Below are 19,547 nucleotides of genomic sequence, written 5' to 3'. Positions count from 1 at the left end.
CCGAGGGAGGCGCCGCCTTCGGGCCGCTACGGTCGCAGGCGGACCGGGAGCGCACGATGGCCGTTGCTGATCAGCGAGGGCAGCGGCCGCAACCCCTCTTCATCTCCCGCCAGTTCGGCGTCCGGGAAGCGGTCGAGCAGGACCCTGAGCGCGATCTCGCCCTCCAGCCTGGCCAGTGCCGCGCCGAGGCAGAAGTGGATGCCGTGGCCGAAGGCGAGATGGTCCTTGGTGAGGCGGGTGACGTCGAAGTCGTCGGGGGAACCGTGCCAGTCCGGGTGGCGGTTGGCGGCGGCGTACGACGCGAGGATCGCCTCACCCTCAAGTATCGTCCGCCCGTCCGGCAGCGGGATGTCGCGGACGGCGAAGCGCAGCGGCAGATGCTTGACGGGCGGTTCATGACGCAGTGTCTCCTCCACCACGTCGGCCCACCCGGCCCGCCCCGCCCTGACATGGAGCAGCTGTTCCGGCCGGATCAGCAGGGTGGTGACGGCCTGGTCGATCAGGTTGACGGTGGTCTCGTACCCGGCGTTGATCATCAGGAGCAGCGTGTCGCGCAACTCCGCCTCGGCCAGGGCCGATCCGCCGTCCTCGTCGCGCATCGTGATCAGCGCCGAGGCCAGGTCGTCACCGGGATCGGCCCGCTTGGCGGCGATGAGTTCGTCCAGCATCGCGTACAGCGCCTGGGTGTTGGAAGCGGCCTCTTCCGGGGAGAGCAGGGTGTCGAACACCCCGTCGACGAGCGCGCGGAACTCGGCCCGCCGCTCCGCCGGCACCCCCATCAGACGGCCGATGACGGCGATGGGCAGGGGCACGGCGTACCGCTCCCGCAGATCGGTGACCGCCCCCGCCGGGGTGGCCTCCAGGTCGTCGGCGAGACGGCTCGCGATCTCCTCGACCACCGGCCGTAACGCGGTGATCCGCCGGGCGCTGAACGCGGGCGCGATGATGCGGCGCAGCCGGCGGTGGTCGCCCCCGTAGGCGGTGAACATGTTGGTGGCGGCGACCCAGAGCGCCAGCGGCCAGCTCTCCAGGGCCGCGCCGAAGCCCGGCCAGTGCCGTCGCCCGTCCTTGGACACGTCGGGGCTGGTGAGCAACTCCTTGAGCAGGAACGGATCCGTCACGGACCAGGCCGGCACGCCGAGGATGTCGATACGGGCGGCGGGCCCCTGGGCGCGTAACAGCCGGTGTTCGGCGTCGGCGTCGCCTGCCGCGGGGTCGAGCACGATCGGGGAGGACTGCCGGGACATGACGGGGCTCCTCGGGGCGGTGGGGTGGACGCCGAGGTACGTACCCGTGCCCGAGGGCGCGAACGCGGCAGTGGCAGACGAGAAGGGGTGCGCGGGCGCAGGGGAGACGGCGGGGTCGCTCCGGGCGCGAAGAGGCGTGATGAGGCGTGGGGGAGCGTGAGGCGGGGGGCGGCGGCCACGGTGACCCGGTCCCGGGCGTGGGACGGGTGTCCGGCCCGGCCTCGGCCGTTCAGCTCCTCGGGACCCGGACCACGCCCTCCTGGATAACCGTGATGGCCAACTGCCCGTCCGCCGTGTAGATCCTGGCCTGCCCCAGCCCGCGTCCCCCCGACGCCGAGGGCGACTGCTGGTCGTACAGCAGCCATTCGTCGGCCCGGAAGGGGCGGTGGAACCACATGGCGTGGTCCAGGCTGGCGCCCACCACGTCACCGAGCGCCCAGCCGCCGCGCCCGTGGGCGAGCAGCACCGAGTCGAGCAACGTCATGTCGGACACGTACGTCGCCAGGCAGACGTGCAGCAGCGGGTCGTCGGCCAGCTTGCCGACCGTCCGGAACCACACCTGGGAGCGCGGTTCGCGCGGCTCACCGGCGGTCGCGAACGGCGGGGCGTCCACGTACCGCAGATCCACCGCCTCCCGCGCCTCCAGCAGCCGGTCCACCATGAGCGGGTCGGTGAAGCGGTCCGCGTACCGGGGGAGCATCTCGGCCGCCGTCGGCAGCGTGTCGGGGTCCGGGGCGGACGGCATCTCCGCCTGGTGGTCCATGCCCTCCTCGTGCACCTGGAAGGACGCCGAGAGGTGGAAGATCGGCTTCCCGTGCTGGACGGCGACGACCCGGCGGGTGGTGAAGGACCGCCCGTCGCGGATCCGGTCCACGCTGTACACGATCGGCGCGCCCGGGTCCCCGAGCCGCAGGAAGTACGCGTGCAGCGAGTGCGCGGGCCGGTCCGCGGGCACCGTGCGGCCCGCGGCAACGAGCGCCTGCGCCGCGACCTGGCCGCCGAAGACCCGGGGCACGACGGCGCTGCGGCTGCGGCCGCGGAAGATGTCCTGCTCGATCCGCTCCAGGTCGAGGAGATCGAGCAGGGAGTCGAGTGCTTCGCTCATGGAAGAGGCGCAGTCCTTCTAGAGGCCCATGGACTTGGCGATGATCGACTTCATGACCTCGCTGGTACCGCCGTAGATGCGGTTGACCCGGTTGTCCGCGTACAGGCGGGCTATCGGGTACTCGTTCATGTAGCCGTAACCGCCGTGGAGCTGGAGGCAGCGGTCGATCACGCGGTGCGCGACCTCGGTGCAGAACAGCTTCGCGGAGGCGGCCTCGGCGGGCGTCAGCTCCCCGGCGTCCAGGGCCTCGATCGCGCGGTCGCAGACGGCCTCGGCCGCGTCGACCTCGGCCTTGCAGGCGGCGAGTTCGAACTTGGTGTTCTGGAACGAGGCGACGCTCTGGCCGAAGACCGTGCGGTCCTGGGTGTACTGCTGGGCGAACCGCACGGCGGCGGCGGCCTGCCCGTACGAGCCGACCGCGATGCCGAGACGCTCCTGCGGGAGGTTCTGGCCGAGGTAGGAGAAGCCCTTGTTCTCCTCGCCCAGCAGGTTCTCGACGGGCACCTTGACGTCCACGAAGGCGAGTTCGGCGGTGTCGGAGACCTTGAGGCCCAGCTTGTCGAGCTTGCGGCCGACCGAGTAGCCCTCGGCCTTGGTGTCCACGACCAGCAGCGAGATGCCGTGCCGGCGGTCGTCCGGCCGGGGGGCGTCCGTGCGGGCGCAGACGATGACGCGGTCGGCGTGCACACCGCCGGTGATGAACGTCTTGGCGCCGTTGAGGACGTAGTGCGTGCCGTCCTCGGAGAGCTTGGCGGTCGTCCTCATCCCGGCCAGGTCCGAACCGGTGCCCGGCTCGGTCATGGCTATCGCGTACATGGTGGTGCCGTTGACGAAGTCCGGGAGCCAGCGCTTCTTCTGGTCCTCGGTGGCGTACGCCTTGAGGTACGGCAGGCAGAGCAGGACGTGCACGCCGGAGCCGCCGAAGGACACGCCCGCGCGGGAGGTCTCCTCGTAGATGACCGCCTGGTACTTGAAGGACTCCTCACCCGCGCCGCCGTACTCCTCCGGCACCTCGATGCCGAAGAGCCCCAGCTCCGCGAGCTTGTGGTAGAACTCGCGGGGCACCTGGCCGGCCGCGCACCACTCGTCGTAGACGGGGACGACCTCGGCCTCGATGAAGGCCCGCAGGGTCTCCCGGAACGCCTCGTGGTCCTCGTTGTAAACCGTACGGCGCACGGGGTGCCTCCTGGTGTCGGCGTCGGGTCGGGCTTCGGCGGGTCTCGGCTGGGGCGGGGCGGGTTTCGGCCTGGGCGGTTCAGCCTGGGCGGTTCGTCCTGGGCGGTTTCGGTCCGGTCGGTTTCGGCCGTACACCTAAGCGCTTGCTCAGCCCTGGTCGAAAGTTACCCGGCGGTCATGCCGACTGTCCAGGGTGATGCCGCGCACCCCGCTCCCGGCCCGCCCCGCTCCACAGCCATTCTTCTTACGGACCACAGGGCCGGACGGCGTCACCGTGGGGCGCGCGCTGACTCCAATGGCGGACCGCGGCGGACGGCCGCACAGTGGAACGAGGAGCTGACGAGGGTGCGAGCCGCCTCGTCGTGACAACTCTCTGTGAGGCGAATCATGGCTGATGCCGAATCCCTGGGCGGGAACTCCACGACAGGCAGCACATCGGAGAAGGCCGTACGCGGCACGACCACCATCGCCGACGGTGTGGTGGCCACCATCGCGGGAATCGCCGTCCGCGAGACCGACGGCGTGTATTCGGTGGGCCGAGGGGCCTCGAAGGCCGTGGGCGCCGTCACCGGCCGTATGCCCGGGTCCTCCGGCGCGGGCCGCGTCGTCAAGGTGGAAGTGGGCGAGAAGGAGACGGCGGTCGATGTCGACGTCGAGGTCGAGTACGGCGTGCCGATCCATGAACTGGCCGACCGGATCCGGAGCAACGTGACGGACGCGGTGCAGTCCATGACCGGACTGAAGGTCGTGGAGATCAACATCAATGTCTTCGACGTCCACATCCCGGGCGACGACGACAACGACGAGGACGAGGACCGCTCGCGTCAGAGCGCCTCGCGCGTGCGGTGAGATCTGGCACAGCCGGTGCCTTCGCGTCGGCGTGTCCCGTGCGGAGGCGGACATCGGGCACGGGTGCGGCCCCTCCCGGCAGACGGCGGGAGGGGCTCGCACAGTGCCGCCGGGCTCCCTACTGGGGCTTGAACGAGCGGATCTGGTAGTTGCCCTGGAGGTTGCCGCCGTTACCGGAGGGCGTCGAGCCGACGCGTGAGGTGTAGTTGGTCCCGGTGTAGTACTGCACGCGGTGACCGGTCGAGTTCCACACGGAGCGGACGTTCTGACCCCGCTGGATGAACGAACAGTTGTCGGCGGTGTTCGCCAACTGGCTCTGGGACCACTGACAACGCGTGCCGCCGCCGTTCCAGTCGCTGTAGATACAGAAGTACCCGGAAGAGCAGCTGTACGCGGGAGCCGGGGCCGCCGGAGCGGCCTCGGCGGGGCCGACGAGCCCGAAGGCGGCGGCGAGGGTGGCGGCGGCGAGTGCGGTGAAGCGGTTCAAGGGTGGGGCCCTTCCTCTGTGGGGCGATTCGGGGGGTGTCCCCGTGGACGGGTGGCTCCCGTTAACGGCTGGCTCCGTGAACGCGGCGTCTCCGTGAACGGGGCGTCTCCGTGTACGGGCGTCTCCGCTTACGGGGTGTCCCCGTGAACGACACCAGCGTGACCGGCCCTGACCTGCACGGAAAGCGCCCGAACAGGGGGCGCCCGAGGCTTGCGGGGACGGTGGTACGCGCCCCTCGTGCCCCGGAGCCCCGGCGGAGGCAGGGCGTTGTCAGTGGAGTGGTGCAGGATCGGGACGACGGATCACCGAGCGGGACGACGGGGGAGCACCATGGCCATCACGAACGAACGGATGAGGCGGCACGCCTTCCTCCAAGGGCTCTACGACGACGCGTACTTCCCCGACCACGTGGTGGACCGTGGCAAGGCCGTCCTGGTCCGCCTCTGCGAGACCATCGAGGCACGGCAGCCGGCCGACCTCGCGGCGCTGTACGTGCTGACGCACGCGGCGACGGAGGAGTTCAACGCGCTGGAGGCCGAGTTCGAGGCAGCGGGGAGCGAGATCGAGACGGCCGCCCGGGAGGAGATAGCCGAGGACTTCTGGCTCGTCGCCACGGCATACGGTTTCGCGGAGGCGGACGTGGAACAGCTCATCGCCCCCAGAGAGTGGTGAGACGAGACCCCGCCTATCGCCGTGCTGCCGCGTCGCTCAGGGACTGAGCAGGTCCGCCTTGAGGGCGGAGACGAAGGATGTCCAACTGGCGGTGGGGACGAGGAGGGCCGGCCCGGAGGGCACCTTGGAGTCACGGACGGGGACGGCGGTGGGGTGGCCGTCCAGGACTTCGAGACAGCTTCCGCCTTCGTTCCCGCTGTACGACGATTTGCGCCAGCCGACGGTTGCGGACACGTCCGGCAGGATGGGTTCAGTCACGATGTCCGTATTCCTTTGCGGTCGTCCTCAGCAGAGTCAGTGACTCCCTGAGCGGTATGGCGTCGCCCAGCGCGAGATCGTATGCGCCGAGCAGTCGATCGACCATCGCGGGGGAGTCGTGCACCTTTCCGACCTGAATGCCTTCCGAGTACGCCACAGGTGGCTGGTCTTCGAAACGCATCAAGGTGAGCATGCCCTGCATCAGAGTGTGCACGCCAAGACCGAACGGCAGTACGTACACGCGTACTCGACCTGATTCCACGAGTCGCACGAGATGTGTGACCTGTTCTGCCATGACGTCGAACCCACCGACTGTGCGGCGTAGTACCGCTTCGTCGAGTAGGACCCAGACCACAGGCTGCACGGGATTCTCAAGGATCTTCGCCCGCTCCAGCCGTGTGACCACGAGCCTGTCACACTCCTCCTCGCTCACCGGAGGAAACGCTGTGCTCAGCACGGCGCGGGCGTACTTCTCCGTTTGGAGGATGCCTGGGACGAACGACAGGGCGAACTCGCGGATCATCACAGCCTGTTGTTCCAGTTGTCGAGCCGTCTCGAAGTAGTCGGCGACCGCAACGTCGTCCTGCCTCGGCAGAAAGCTGCTCAACACGTCCCCGGTGCCGAGGGCCCGGTCCAGCCTGCGCGCGTCCTCCCGGGACGGCACACGCCGTCCCGCCTCGATGTGGGAGATATGGGATCGGGTCATGATCGCCATGTCCGCCAACTGCTGTTGTGTCAGTCCCGCCGTCTCGCGCTGCGCCCGCAACCAATCGCCATAGGTATTACTCATTGTCAACTCCCATGTGACGGATCACGTGTCACCAGCGACCCTCTGGCGAGCGTAGTCAGGTTCCTCTCACTCTGTGTGCAGATCGCTACACAGCGAGAGATACGGCTGACACCCTCACCACCGGAGTTGACGACGTGCGACACGAGACACCAGCCGAGGCCCGACGCCTGCTCCCGTGGGCGAGCCCGGACGGCAACCCCTGCTATCTGCTCGGTGACGGCACCGGCTATGTCTCCCGGCTGGCGAACACCATGGAGAGCGTCCAACTGGGAATGGCAGGCGAACTCCTCGGCCACGTCGCGGACATGCTGGACGACCCGCACGTCACCCCCGCCCAGCTCCGCTATGTGGCAGCACGCATGGCCGAGTCGCTTCGGGACGTACACCGCATCGCGGAGAGCCGGGGGGAACGCCTGGTCGCGCTCGGGCTCGGTGCGCAGAGCTGAGCGGGCGCCCGGGAGATCAGGAGTCGAGAACGGCTGCGACGCCTTCGATCTCCACAAGCTGGTCGTGGTACCCGAGGACGGTGACGCCCAGCAGTGTGCTGGGCACGTCGTGGTCTCCGAACGTGTCCCGGACGACCTGCCAGGCGGCCACCAGATCCTCCTGCCGGGTGGAGGCGACGAGTACCCGGGTGCTGATGACGTCCTCCAGGCCCGCACCCGCGGCGGCGAGGGCGGTCCGCATGTTCTCCAGGGCCTTCGCTGCCTGACCCGCGTAGTCACCGACCGCCGCGGTCGAGCCGTCCTCGTTCAGCGGGCACGACCCGGCGAGGAAGATCAGCCGCGCGTCGGCGGGCGCGGTGGCAGCGTAGGCGTACTCAGCCACATCGGACAGGGCGGTGGAACGGATGAGGGTGACGGCGCGGGGCATGGCGGTCCGGCTCCTTGTGAAGTAGCAGGAAAGGGGGCTCCATCCTCACAGGGCTCGTCGACTGCTGCTCGAATTTTCCGGTCACGCCGATTTCTGGCAGCGACGGGTGCGGCCGGCCCGGCGTTGTGAACCGACCGCACCCTACGCGTCAGCTGCCGTACCGCTCCAAGACGTAGGAGCGGGCGAAGCTGTAGCCGGTCGTCACCCCCCAGCTGCTCACCGGGTTGGCGAAGGTGCGGCCGGGGCGAGCGGTCCAGGTCCAGGCCTTGATGCTCTTGTCGTCGTAGCCGTACAGGGCCCCGAAGTCGTCCAGTCCGTCACCGTTGTAGTCGCCAATGGTGATCTTCATGTGATCACGCCACATGTTTCCGGCGGGCGTCGTCCACGCCTCCGAGACCGAGGTGAACGTGCCGGTCGCGCTGCTGGGGAAGATGTAGATGCTGTCATGCCCGTCTGCGTAGTCGTACCAGGCGGCGATGTCATCCCGGCCGTCGCCGTCGAAGTCGCCCGCATGGACGGTTGTGCGGTCCCAACTGCCCCAGCTGGTACTGGTCCACGAACCAACCGGAGCGTCGAACCCTCCGTTGGGACTCGCGAGGAACGTCCAGATCTTGTTGCTTCCGTCCGAGTAGCCGTGGAAGACGGCCAGGTCGTCCCGACCGTCGCCGTTGAAGTCCCCGGTCACGTGTTTGTCGCGAGAAGCCGTCCAAGCGCCGACGGGACGGTTCATCGACTCGAAGGGAGCATTGAACCCGCCCCTGACATCGGCGGTGAACGTCCACAAGGCATCGTGGCCGTCCGCGTAGTCGTACCAGACGGCGATGTCGTCTCGGCCGTCGCCGTTGAAGTCCCCGCTGCTGACCTTCATCCTCTTGAAACTCCAGTTGCCGGCAGGCACCTTCCAAGAGTCGAACGGGGAGGCGAACTTGCCACTGGAGGTGCCAAGCCATGTCCACAGGGCCACGCGACCGTCCTCATACCCGTACACGGCGGCCACATCGCCGATGCCGTCACCGTTGTAGTCGCCGGTGGTGTGCTTCATCAGCCTGACGGCCCAAGAGTCCGCAGGCACGTTCCAACCTGTGAGCGGGTTCTGGAAAGTTCCGTCCGAGTTCGTCAGGAAGGGGTGGATGGTGTCCGACGCGTCGGCATGGTCGTACCAGTCGGCCATGTCGCTGCGGCCGTCACCGTTGTAGTCGTGGCGCTGTGCCGTCCCGCTGCTCCACAGCGATTGCCCTCGGACATTGTGGACGACGAGGCTGCCGCGGTCCTGGAGGACCGCATACCCCTCCGCCGCTGTCGTCCGGGAGCTCCAGAGCACGGTACTACCGTCCCCTGCGAGTACCGCGAGGCTGCCGTTGGACTGCATGACCGCCTTGGCACCGATGTTCCCGGCGGTGTCGGTCGACCAGAGCCGGCCGCCGGCCTTGGAAGTGATGGTGAGGTTGCCGTCGGCCTGCATGGTGAGAATCGCGGAGCGAGAGGTGTAGGACTGTCCGGCAGTGAGAGTGGTTCCGGCGGGGATGCGGACACCGCCGACGGATCCGTCAATGGCGAACGCGTCGCCGAAGGCGAAGGCCGAGCCGGTGTTCTTGCCCGGCCACCCGGTCATGGTGTTGTCGGGCTTACGTCCCCATAGGTCCGCCACACCGTCTCCGGTGACGTCACCGACACTTCCCAGGACCGGATAGGTGCTCGCCGGATAGCCACTGGCGATCTTGACCCGGGCAGTCGTGTCACCCCACGTGGTCGGGTCGAGTAGACCGGTGGTTCCTTCGCTGCCGAAAGCGCGGTACACGTCTCCGGAGGCGTCCTCGCGCAACCAGAGGTCGGCGATGCCGTCGCCGTTGAGATCGCCGGGTGAGACAATCGTGTACTTGTCCCAGTCACTGGCTCCCACGAGGACGGGAGCACTGAGCCGCTTGGTGTAGCTGCCGTAGTAGGCCCACAGAAACTTGCCTTGCTTGACCAGGAGGTCGGGCTTGCCGTCGGCGTTGATATCGCCGGGAGTGACGATTTGGTCAGCATCGCCCCAGTGGTCGTTGCCGGTCCAGCCTGGCTCACCTGTGCAGCCGTAGTCCTCGTCGACAACGGGGCACTTGACGGTCAGCGCCTGCTTCCCCTCTTCGTAGTCGGTGGTGGCGATGCCGAGCCCGTTGTTGGTGTAGGTCCACAAGTTCTTGCGTTTGGAGACACCGTCGTACTCCAAGGAGACCAGATCGGTGTAGCCGTCCTGCCCCCAGTCGGTGAGGTAGGTGATCTGTGCGTCCTCGAATGTCTGCCCGCCGTTGGTCGCCGAGGAGAACGTCCCGTTCTGCTGTCCGGAATAAGTCAGCAGCGTTCCGTTGGAATCAATACTCCAGATGTCCTTGTTGCCGTCGCCGTTGAGATCTCCCGGTGCGTCGCGTTCCGCCGAGCGGGTGGCGTAGAAGACATAGCTTGCGGTGTCTGACCTGTTGCCGGCCTTGTCGACGCTGTATGCGTAGAGGAAGTGGGGTCCGTACCCCGGCGGCAGGACCGGAACCGGCACGCCGGGGGCGCTTTCGTTGAGCTGCGGTTCGGAATCCGTCCACCAGACGTAATGATCGATGTCCGTGACACCGTTGGGGCCGAGGGTGAACCATCCAGTCTGGCGTGCTTTGCCTGTTACCGCTGGCCAACCACTGTCACCGGGGGGAAAGACGTCGTCCTTCGAAGTGATCGTCGGCGGCAGGCTGGGACGGGTGCGGTCCACGGAGAACTTGCAGGTGGCACTCCAGGCCGAGGTGGCGCCGTCCGCGTCCTTGGCACGTACCTTCCAGGTGTAGTCACCGGTGGGCAACTTCGCGTCGACGACCGGCAGCGTTACCACGCGCTTTTTGGGGGCGGTGAGCGACTGGTCGACGACTGCTGTACTGCTGCCTGCGGGGAAGATCTGGAACTGGGCTGTCAGATTGCCCGCGTCCGGGTCGTCCACGGTAGCGTGCACGCTGATCCTGGTGTTACCGATGAGACCGCCCGCGGAGCACGAGGACTTCGGATTGGTGCCCAGGTCATAGGGCGTCTTCGGCGGGTTGTTGTAACTGGTCTCCAGGACCGCGGTCTTGGGGTCGAATTTCTTCCAGCCGAATGTGTCCTTCTCGTCCTTGGCGTACAGACCCAGGGTCAGGCTCGACCACTTTCCGCTTGCGGCCTCACGGACCTTGGAGGTGACGTCGAACTCCAGATTGCCGGCCCCGCAGTCCTTGCTCCAGCCCTTGGATTCGTTCACTGTCTTCAGCGGGGCGGTCCCCACCTTCTTGGGCTGTTTGGACCACGTCGTCTTCTTCGAGATGGATGACGTCTGCCATAGTTCGACAGGCCGGGCCTGGCAAGACCAGGACCAGACGTTCTTGATCCGGAATGTGGATGACTTCACCAAGGCGCCCTTGATGTTGTCCGTGTCCACTTGGAAGAACGAGCGGGAGATCCGGTCGAGTCCGCCCGTCTCGCTCTCGTAGCCGACGCGTGCCACCTCATTGGCGTTCCAGAACGAGGAGTTCGGATAGGCCTGGTAGACGCGAGTCCAATTCTCCTTCTTACCCCAGGCCCACGACGGGTCGATGAACACGGGGTAGGTGGTGTCAGGGCCTTGCAGCAGCTCCTGATCCGGTGTGATCTCGATCGTGTCGTCCCCGACGGTGGTCTTCATCTGAGCGTCCACGGCGCCGGGCGGCGGCTCGAAGAGGTCGGCAGGCTCAGCGTCCTCGGCAGTGACGCCGAGGGCTGCCTTCGAGGCGGATGTGGATGAGACCGTGGTCGAGTCCCACATCAGGGGCGTAGGACTGGTGAAGATGGTCTGCCCAGCGGGATCAACGGCGGCCAGGCTGCCGGTCTCCGCGTCTACGGACACGCTCAGGCCCACCGTCTTCATCTGGTAGGTCAGCTTGCTCAGCCCCGGGTCCGCCGCAGCGGCGGCGTTCTTGACCACAAAGAGCTGGGAGAAACCTTCCACCTCAGCTTTGAGCTGGAGGTCGACGCCGGGGAGCACCTCGCTGTACGTGGCTACGTTCTCGGAGACAACCGGTTTCGGTAGCGGCGTGGGCCACGACAGAGTCAGGGTCCGGCCGTCCTTCACGCCGGACAGCAGCGGGCCGGTGCCACCCCCCGAGAAGGCGACGCTGACCATGGACGCCTTCGGTACGACGGTTCCATCCTCGGCGAACACGAGCGACGGGTCGGTCGCCACCCACGCACCGTTGCGCAACATCCGTATGGCAGACCCGTAGCGCTTGACCGAAAAGGATCCGTCGGGCAGCGCCCAGGTGTCTGACGTCTCGGTGCGCGCTGACATCAGTTCGGCCGGCCGATCAGTGGACTGGGCTTCTTGCAAAGCCTTGTCTTCCTCGCTCAGTGACCCGTCGTCCATCGGTGTCTCTGCGGAGGCAACCCGCAGCGGCGCGGCTGCTGCTGTCTCGGTCGGCGCCAGGACCGTGACTGGTCCGACGGCAGTGGCCAGAGTCAGAGAGATGGCTCGAAAGATGCGACTGGGTCTCCGGCCTGTTCGTCTTGGCGATTGACTCATTCCGATCCCCCCAAAGAAAGTCTGTGCATATTCGCGCCGACCTTATAGCGGTCGGCCTCCAGTTGGCAGCGCCGGGGAATGAGAACCCAAGAGCCGTATCTGCTGAAAACAAGGCCAGTCACCTATCGCAATACATCATCGGAGATTTGCAACTTATCGGGCATCGGTAAAGGAAATTACCCCTGCCAGATAACCCCTTTAGCTCTGCTATGTCACGTTATGGTGTGGCGTGAGGGCAAGGAAACAGTGACTTTTCCGTGAAGGGTCTGCTACGTTCCGGAAGGTCATTCCTGGGTCGGCAAGGGGGAGTTGTGGGCTGGTTCGACAGGTCGTTGGTGGCTGCACCCTTGTCTGCTGCCCTTTTGTTGGGACTACTTCCCGGTGCAGCTGTTGCTGCCGAGCCCGAGACAGTCTCAAGCCACCCCCGTACGGAAATAGAGCAACCCGAAGCCGTCCCGGTGAAACCGGTGAAGTTCGGATCCGACAAGCTCAAGAACGACGCTGTGGCTCACGCCTGGCATTCACCGGATGTCGTCTGGCCGACCGCAACCAGCACGGAAGTGGAACTGGGCGCAACCGGAGCGAGGACCGAGTCTGCCGGAGCACCCCCTGTCTCCCTCGCACCCACAGGGAAGCAGAATCGCTTGCGTGCTGCGGCTCCCACCAAACTGCGGGTGACGATCGAGAGCCGGGCAGCTGCCGACAAGGCGGGAGTGGACGGACTGCTGCTGTCCGTGGGACGGACAGAATCTGCGGATGACGACCGACCTGTCGATGTCACCGTCGACTACACGTCGTTCAAAGACGCCTACGGTGGCGACTGGGCGGCGCGACTCTCGTTGGTCCAGATGCCGGCTTGTGCCCTGAGCACTCCTCAGAAGGCCGAGTGCCGCGCGACGCAGCCGCTGAAGACAGTGAACGACACGGAGGAAAAGACACTCACGGCGTCGGCTCCGGCTCCAGCTCTCGGTGTCCCGACGGTGCTCGCAGCCGTGGCAGGTGCGGAAGGGGCCTCGGGCAGCTTCAACGCGACTCCCCTTCAGCCGGCCGGCGCCTGGAACGCGGGAAGTTCCACCGGTTCCTTCAATTGGTCCACGAACCTGGCTGTCCCTGTGGTTCCGGGCGACCTGATGCCCAAGTTGGACCTGAGCTACTCCTCACAAACCGTCGACGGCCGGACTGCGGCGTCGAACAACCAGGCCGGCTGGATCGGTGACGGCTGGTCGATGGAGCCCGGATACATCGAGCGACGGTACAAGTCGTGCCAGGACGACAAGAGCGAGGGCGACCCCACCAGGGTCGGGGACCTGTGCTGGTACAACGACAACGCTGTCCTGTCCCTCGGCGGGAAGACCACCGAACTCGTCCATGACGCTGTGAAGGGTTGGCACCCCGAGCAGGACAACGGGGAGAAGGTCGAGAAGCTGACCGGTGCGGTCAACGGCGACCGGGGCACGGCCGGTGTCGACGGAGTCGGTGAACACTGGAAGATCACGACAACGGACGGTACTCAGTACTTTTTCGGGCTCAACCGATTGAAGGGCTGGAGCGACCACGGGGCGGAGGCAGATGATCCCGTCACCAACTCCACGCTCACCGTGCCAGTCTTCGGCAATCAGCAGGGCGAGCCCTGCTACAACTCCACGTTTGCCTCCGCCTGGTGCCAGCAGGCGTGGCGGTGGCAACTCGACTACGTGGTCGATCCGCATGGCAACGCCATGGCCTACTACTGGAAGACTGAGAGCAACAACTACGGTCTGAACGTCTCCACCACGACCGGCAAGGCGACAGTCACTCCGTACCAGCGGGCTGCCTACCTCGACCACATCGAGTACGGACTGCGTGACGAGAGCGTCTACACCGCCAAAGCCATGGCACGTGTCGACTTCCAGGTTGCCGAACGGTGCCTGGCGTCCTGCGGCACGTTCGACGAGGCCCATGCCAAGAACTGGCCGGATGTGCCCTTTGATCTGTACTGCAAGGACGGGGCGACCGACTGTAAGGACCAGTACTCCCCGAGCTTCTGGTCTCGTAAGAGGCTCAGTAGTGTCAGCACGAGCGTGCTGACGGGCGGAGCTTATGCGGCCGTTGACACCTGGTCCCTGAGGCAGGGGTTTCCCGCCTCCGGGGACGGCATCTCCACTCCGATGTGGCTGGAGTCCATCCAGCACACGGGGAAGTCAGGCGGTACCGCCGACCTTCCCCCGATCACCTTCGCCGGTGTACAGATGGCGAACCGGGTGGACAAAGTCGGCGACGGCCTCGCGCCCTTCATCCGGCTTCGCGTGTATCAGGTCACCAACGAGAGCGGCGGCACCATCAACGCCGAGTACTCCAAGCCAGGATGCACCGCGAGCACTCTTCCCGAGCCGGATGCGAGCAACAAGACCCGCTGCTACCCCGTCAAATGGGCGTTTGAGGGAGACACGGCCAAGCAGGACTGGTTCAACTCCTATGTGGTGACCAAGGTCGTGGAGGGCGACAACGTAGTCGAAACCCCTGACACGACGACCGAGTACACCTACCTCGACGGCGCCGCGTGGACGAAGAGCACCGACGAGTTCACGAAGAAGGAGGACCGCACCTACTCCGTGGCCCGGGGCTACGGTCGGGTGCAGACGCGTAAGGGCGGGACCGAGGAGGGCCCGACGCTGACGGAGACACGCTTCTTCCGTGGTATCGACGGGGCTGCGGTCAAGGACTCCGCGGGTACCGAGGTCACCGACCGTGAGCAGTTCGCAGGCAGAGCCCGTGAAACAGTCACGTACAACGGCGACAACACTGACGCGTTCGTCTCCGCGGTTTCCTACACTCCCTGGCGTTCTGCGGTGACGGCCGGCAGGGCCCGCACCGGTCTGCCGGATCTGGAGGCCTATCTCACCGGCACATCGAAGGACGAGACGCGGACCAAGACCTCCGTGGGCGAGTACAGGACCTCGGTCACGCGCACCTACGACGCGTACGGGCGGGTCGTCTCGGAGTCGGAGACCGGTGATGCGGCCAAGACTGGTGACGAGAAGTGCACCACCACCACCTTCGCTTCCAACACCAGTAAGTACCTTCTGGACTTGGTCGCGCAGAAGAGGACGGTCGCAACCCTGTGCGGGGCGGCCGACCCGGGCAGCGACGGGGTGATCAGTGATCAGCGGAGCTACTACGACGGCGCCACGTCCCTGACGTCCGCTCCCGTCAAGGGCAACGTGACCAAGGTCGAGACGGTCAACGGCGCGGGTACCGGATACGAGATCGTGGGAACGACGCCCGCTGCCGACTTCGACATCTATGGCCGTTCGCTGTCCCTCACCGATGTCTACGGCAAGAAGACGACAACTACATATACCCCCGCTCAGGGTGAGGTGCCGACCAAGAAACAAGTGGTCAACCCGCTGGGTCACACCGTCACCACGGAGCTGGATCCTCGTCGTGGACAGCCTCTCAAGCTCACAGACGCCAACGCCCGTGTCACCTCCGCCGTCTACGACGCCCTCGGACGCGTGACCAAGGTCTGGCAGCCCACCCGCTCCGCGACGGCGTACCCGGACAGCCCCAGCCGGACCTTCGCGTACCAGATCCGGAACGACGGTCCGGTGGTCGTCACCACCACCGCTCTCAACCACAACGGCGTCTACCAGCCCTCGTACACCTTCTACGACGGGCTCATGCGGGAGCTGGAGACTCAGGACCCGTCCCCGGACGACGCCGGGCGCCTGGTCACCGAGACCTCCTACGACAGCCGCGGTCAGGTGTGGCACAGCTCCGGCGTCTACTACACGGACGGGGAGGCGGAACCGGTGCCGGTGACCGGCCAGGAGCTCAAGTATCCCTCCGCCACCGAGACCGTCTTCGACGGTGCGGGCCGTGTCACCGCGATGATCGCCAAGAAGTTCGGTGAGGAGACCAAGCGCACGACCGTTGCCTACACCGGAGACACCACCACAGTCATTCCTCCGACGGGTGGGACGACCACCACGAAGCTGACCGACGCGCTCGGGCGGACCGTCGAACTGAAGCAGTACACCGACACGGACCGCACCACGTCGCAGTCGACGAAGTACACGTACGACAAGGCGGGCCGCCTCAAGCAGGTCACCGACCCTTCGCAGGCGAAATGGAGTTTCGGGTACGACGCGGCGGGGCGGAAGAACTACGCGGATGATCCCGACAAGGGCGTGACGACGACCACCTACGACAAGGGCGGGCGCCCCACCGAGGCCACCGACGCCCGGCAGATCACGCTGCGCACGGACTACGACGACCTCGGACGCCCCACCGCGTTGTGGCAGGGCACCACCAAGCGATCCTCATGGGAGTACGACAAGGCGTCCAAGGGCATCGGCCAGCTGTACAAGGCCACTCGCCACAACGGCTCCGACGCCTACACCAGCACCATCCTCAACTACAACGCCGACTATGCGCCGGTGGGTACGACCTTCACCGTCCCGGCGTCCGAAGGTGCGCTTGCCGGAACCTATGCGTGGACGGACGTGTACAACCCGCACACCGGGCAGCTCATGGAGACAGCGCAGCCCGCCGTCGGAGGCTTGCCGGAAGAAGACGTCGTCAACGCCTACGCCTATGGATCCAGCCTGCCGATGTCGGTGTCTGCGGGCGACGACACGCTGCTCGCGTCGGTGAGTTACGACCACTACGGGCGGCCGGCCCGACAGGAGTACGGGGCGTTCGCCGAGCACCTGTGGAAGAGCAACGAGTATGACGAGCACACAGGCGCGCTGACCCGTGCGTTCACGGACCGTGAGGTCGCGCCGCAGCGCATCGACGATGTCCGCTACACCTACGACCCGGCCGGCAACGTCAAGCGCATCGACACGACGACCGGTCAGGACGACACCGCCGTCGACGACACCCAGTGCTACGCACTGGACACCTTGCGCCGCATCACGGAGGCCTGGACCGCGACCGACGACTGCGCTGCGGCCCCCAGCGTCACCACCGTAGGCGGGCCGGAACCGTACTGGACGTCCTACTCCTACGATGCGGTCGGGAACAGGAAGGTGGAGACCCAGCACACCGCGGCGGCAGGCCCGGCGTCCGATACCGTCCGCACCTACGACGCCCCGGAACCCGGGACGCACAACCTGCCCGGCATCACGCAGACGGGAGCAGGCGCCCGCACCGAGACGTATACCTACGACAAGGCGGGCAACACCGAATCCCGGAAGATCGGCAATGAGGCTACGCAGAGCCTGAAGTGGGACGCCGAGAACCACCTGGAGTCCGCTACCGAGGTCACCGACACCACCAGCTACCTCTACGGCACCGAGGGACAGCGCATCATCCGCCGCGATTCCGGCGGCACGACGCTCTATCTGCCACAGGGCAACGAACTGCACCTGGACAAGAGTGGCAAAGTCATCGGCACCCGCTACTACAGCGCGGACGCTGAGACGGCGGCTGTGCGTACAGGTGGCAAACTCACGTTCCTGATCAGTGATCACCATGGGACAAGCACTACCCAGGTCACTGCTGACAGCGCGCAGTTGGTCACCAGGCGGCAAAGTACGATCTTCGGCGCTCCGCGCGGCGCCCAACCCACCAGTTGGGTCGGGGACAAGGGCTTTGTCGGTGGTACGGAGGACGCCGACACCGGCCTTACCCACTTGGGGGCACGTGAATACGACCCTGCAACAGGGCGATTCATCAGTGTGGACCCGATCATGGATCTGGCCGACGCCCAGCAGATGCACGGGTACGCCTATTCCAACAATAATCCGGTCACCTATTCCGACCCCGATGGTCTGTGTATGGACCCGGGTAATGGACGGTGCATGCCGGACGACGGCGGAAAGAGCGGGGGAAGGCCCGACTCTGCCTTTCCGCTCGATCTGCATCCGGATGACGGTGTAGACAGCTCGAAGGTTTCTATTGCTGATCTCGGCGCTGGGGCGCCGAAAGGGCTTCCTTCTGTCAAAAACATCAAGTTGTACGTCGGGAAGAAGGGGAACCTGTCGAACCTCCTCGGAATGGTGACGAGGTGGCGGTTCTACAAGCCTGAGATGAGTATCGAACTCAACACGGAGCTTTTTCTGCGTGACGAGTGTTCTTTCAGCGCTTTTCGTGACGGGTGTGCAGAGTTCAAGCAGTTTTATGGAGAGTGGAAGCATGTAGACAGCATGCCCATTCAGGAAGTCTGTCCGATCTGCAGCAACGTCGGCTTCCAGATAATTATGGAAAAGGTGTTGGCAGGACGTGGCAAGTGCTTCCTGGCCGGCACCGAAATCCTGATGGCTGATGGTACTTTTAAGAAGATCGAGGCCATAGAGCCGGGTGACGAGGTTCTGGCTACGGATCCCGAGACCGGAAAGACGGGCTCCCGTAAGGTCACCGGGCTTATCGTCACGGAAGGCGACAAGCGTTTCAGCGAACTCTCGCTTGCCACCGAAGATGGCATCACGAAGATTACGGCGACTTACGAGCACCCCTTCTGGTCTCCATCGGAAGAGCGCTGGATCGCGGCTGCGGACCTGAAGGCCGGAATGACTCTGCTCACGGATGCCGACGCGAGTGTGATCGTCACAGGTAACCGGAGCTATGGCGAGCGGGCCCGCACCTACAACCTGACGGTCGATGACTTTCACACGTACTATGTGCTGGCGGGGACTACGCCGGTACTCGTTCACAACAACTGTGATGTCTCGGATCTAGCGTCGAAGATCGATGTTGAGAAACTTTCGATGACTAAGACTGTCGAAAATCACACGTGGGATATTGCCGGTACTCGGGATGTCGATGCCTCCAACTTCGGTAAGGCCGCACGCCCTTACATGAATGGCAATAACGGGCTGCTCCTTCGGGAGATAATGGAGGGATCCACGCCCAGGGTGGATTCCCGTGGTGCTCCAGGGGTTGTTGAGTGGAGAACGCCCGGAGCGATGAACGGAAGCAATGGGATCTATGAGCTCAACATTGACGCAAATTCCAACAGAATCGTCCACTTCCTCTTCAAGCGTACAAAAGGCTAGCGTGAAATGAAATTCTCCATCAGAGATGGATCTCCTCTTGAGGGCGTTCTCGCCTATGACGAGTCCGAGTACGGATTCTCCTTCCGGGCGCGCAGCGGCGAGTTGTTGGGCGAGAAGCTCGGCTCGAATGGGGTCGCAAGTGCGCTGATCGGCACGCTCCAGCTTGAGGTCGATATTGAGTCCCGTGAAATCCTGTTCGCCTGGGGATATTTCCCGAATGTTCGGGGTGTGGTGACTGATTTGACTACCCCACGGATCAATCCCGGACGGGCATTCATCTCGTCGGATCACTCCCTCGAGCCTGGAGTTTCTTTTGAGGTCCCTGGAGACAGGTGGCGGGTTTCGTATGACTCTTCCTCGGGTTGGGTCGCCATTCGCCTGAACGATGCCACCGGCGCTAAGTTCGTCCAAATCGCTAGCGGAACTGTCTTGGGCATCGACAACGGTGATCTGGTTTCGGTTTGGCTTAACCCTGTCTTTGTGGGGTGTGAGGCGGATGGTTGAGAAGAGGATCCTCTACTGAGGATGAACTCGTGGGGTCGTAGGGCTGACGGTTGGCGTCTGGGC

13 protein-coding genes are annotated in these 19,547 nt (G+C 65.4%); 5 read left to right on the top strand and 8 right to left on the bottom strand.

The window, feature by feature from the left end; genetic code table 11:
• Nucleotides 1-26: 26 nt before the first annotated feature.
• From B9S64_RS10920 to B9S64_RS10910, 3 genes are all read right to left on the bottom strand, one after another.
• Nucleotides 27-1,247 carry a cytochrome P450 gene (locus tag B9S64_RS10920; RefSeq protein WP_103492460.1) on the bottom strand — a complete coding sequence of 407 codons (1,221 nt, stop codon included), beginning with the start codon at nucleotides 1,245-1,247 and terminating at the stop codon, nucleotides 27-29.
• A gap of 229 nt (nucleotides 1,248-1,476) precedes the next feature.
• Nucleotides 1,477-2,352: an acyl-CoA thioesterase II gene (locus tag B9S64_RS10915; protein ID WP_103492459.1), complete on the bottom strand. Its 876-nt coding sequence runs from the start codon at nucleotides 2,350-2,352 to the stop codon at nucleotides 1,477-1,479.
• 18 nt (nucleotides 2,353-2,370) lie between these two features.
• Nucleotides 2,371-3,528, bottom strand: a complete 1,158-nt coding sequence (locus B9S64_RS10910) for an acyl-CoA dehydrogenase family protein (protein WP_103492458.1) — start codon at nucleotides 3,526-3,528, stop codon at nucleotides 2,371-2,373.
• Nucleotides 3,529-3,915: 387 nt separating this feature from the next.
• Here B9S64_RS10910 and B9S64_RS10905 point away from each other — a divergent pair, with 387 nt between their 5' ends.
• Nucleotides 3,916-4,377: an Asp23/Gls24 family envelope stress response protein gene (locus tag B9S64_RS10905; protein ID WP_037877329.1), complete on the top strand. Its 462-nt coding sequence runs from the start codon at nucleotides 3,916-3,918 to the stop codon at nucleotides 4,375-4,377.
• A 118-nt stretch (nucleotides 4,378-4,495) separates the two neighbouring features.
• On the opposite strand, the gene B9S64_RS10900 is transcribed toward B9S64_RS10905, so the two are convergent.
• Nucleotides 4,496-4,864 carry a peptidase inhibitor family I36 protein gene (locus B9S64_RS10900; RefSeq protein ID WP_030625680.1) on the bottom strand — a complete coding sequence of 123 codons (369 nt, stop codon included), beginning with the start codon at nucleotides 4,862-4,864 and terminating at the stop codon, nucleotides 4,496-4,498.
• Nucleotides 4,865-5,194: 330 nt separating this feature from the next.
• Between B9S64_RS10900 and B9S64_RS10895 the strand changes: the two genes are divergently transcribed.
• The gene (locus tag B9S64_RS10895; protein ID WP_093530058.1) at nucleotides 5,195-5,536 is read left to right on the top strand and encodes a DUF5713 family protein; all 342 of its coding nucleotides are present in this window, start codon (nucleotides 5,195-5,197) and stop codon (nucleotides 5,534-5,536) included.
• Nucleotides 5,537-5,572: 36 nt separating this feature from the next.
• On the opposite strand, the gene B9S64_RS10890 is transcribed toward B9S64_RS10895, so the two are convergent.
• Nucleotides 5,573-5,794, bottom strand: coding sequence for a DUF397 domain-containing protein (locus tag B9S64_RS10890; protein WP_103492457.1), 222 nt, complete (start codon nucleotides 5,792-5,794; stop codon nucleotides 5,573-5,575).
• A complete protein-coding gene (locus tag B9S64_RS10885) occupies nucleotides 5,787-6,584 on the bottom strand; it encodes a helix-turn-helix transcriptional regulator (RefSeq protein ID WP_103492456.1) in 798 nt (265 codons plus the stop codon). The genes B9S64_RS10890 and B9S64_RS10885 overlap by 8 nt, the downstream gene beginning before the upstream one ends.
• 134 nt (nucleotides 6,585-6,718) lie before the next feature.
• On the opposite strand from B9S64_RS10885, the gene B9S64_RS10880 reads away from it, so the two are divergent.
• Entirely contained in the window at nucleotides 6,719-7,030 is a 312-nt protein-coding gene (locus tag B9S64_RS10880) for a hypothetical protein (protein ID WP_103492455.1), read from the top strand.
• Nucleotides 7,031-7,046: 16 nt separating this feature from the next.
• Here the strand turns inward: B9S64_RS10880 and B9S64_RS10875 are convergent, their stop codons facing one another.
• Together B9S64_RS10875 and B9S64_RS10870 are read right to left on the bottom strand one after the other, a co-directional pair.
• Nucleotides 7,047-7,457, bottom strand: a complete 411-nt coding sequence (locus B9S64_RS10875; protein WP_093675127.1) for a RidA family protein — start codon at nucleotides 7,455-7,457, stop codon at nucleotides 7,047-7,049.
• A gap of 148 nt (nucleotides 7,458-7,605) precedes the next feature.
• Nucleotides 7,606-11,844, bottom strand: a complete 4,239-nt coding sequence (locus tag B9S64_RS10870) for an FG-GAP-like repeat-containing protein (protein WP_181012371.1) — start codon at nucleotides 11,842-11,844, stop codon at nucleotides 7,606-7,608.
• 467 nt (nucleotides 11,845-12,311) lie between these two features.
• Between B9S64_RS10870 and B9S64_RS10865 the strand changes: the two genes are divergently transcribed.
• Together B9S64_RS10865 and B9S64_RS34160 are read left to right on the top strand one after the other, a co-directional pair.
• Nucleotides 12,312-18,980 (top strand): polymorphic toxin-type HINT domain-containing protein, encoded by a 6,669-nt coding sequence (locus B9S64_RS10865; protein WP_103492453.1) that lies wholly within the window; start codon nucleotides 12,312-12,314, stop codon nucleotides 18,978-18,980.
• Nucleotides 18,981-18,986: 6 nt separating this feature from the next.
• Nucleotides 18,987-19,484, top strand: a complete 498-nt coding sequence (locus B9S64_RS34160) for a hypothetical protein (RefSeq protein WP_146060145.1) — start codon at nucleotides 18,987-18,989, stop codon at nucleotides 19,482-19,484.
• Nucleotides 19,485-19,547: the final 63 nt, after the last annotated feature.

Source organism: Streptomyces sp. SM18 (assembly GCF_002910775.2).
GTDB classification, from domain to species: Bacteria; Actinomycetota; Actinomycetes; order Streptomycetales; family Streptomycetaceae; genus Streptomyces; species Streptomyces halstedii.
This window is presented reverse-complemented; position numbering and strand designations above follow the sequence as displayed.

Excerpts from the sequence above, each read along its gene's own strand:
- B9S64_RS10895 (WP_093530058.1), top strand. The coding sequence starts at position 5,195 with ATGGCCATCACGAACGAACGGATGAGGCGGCACGCCTTCCTCCAAGGG.
- B9S64_RS10915 (WP_103492459.1), bottom strand. The coding sequence starts at position 2,352 with ATGAGCGAAGCACTCGACTCCCTGCTCGATCTCCTCGACCTGGAGCGG.
- B9S64_RS10905 (WP_037877329.1), top strand. The coding sequence starts at position 3,916 with ATGGCTGATGCCGAATCCCTGGGCGGGAACTCCACGACAGGCAGCACA.
- B9S64_RS10885 (WP_103492456.1), bottom strand. The coding sequence starts at position 6,584 with ATGAGTAATACCTATGGCGATTGGTTGCGGGCGCAGCGCGAGACGGCG.
- B9S64_RS10875 (WP_093675127.1), bottom strand. The coding sequence starts at position 7,457 with ATGCCCCGCGCCGTCACCCTCATCCGTTCCACCGCCCTGTCCGATGTG.
- B9S64_RS10870 (WP_181012371.1), bottom strand. The coding sequence starts at position 11,844 with ATGGACGACGGGTCACTGAGCGAGGAAGACAAGGCTTTGCAAGAAGCC.
- B9S64_RS10920 (WP_103492460.1), bottom strand. The coding sequence starts at position 1,247 with ATGTCCCGGCAGTCCTCCCCGATCGTGCTCGACCCCGCGGCAGGCGAC.
- B9S64_RS34160 (WP_146060145.1), top strand. The coding sequence starts at position 18,987 with ATGAAATTCTCCATCAGAGATGGATCTCCTCTTGAGGGCGTTCTCGCC.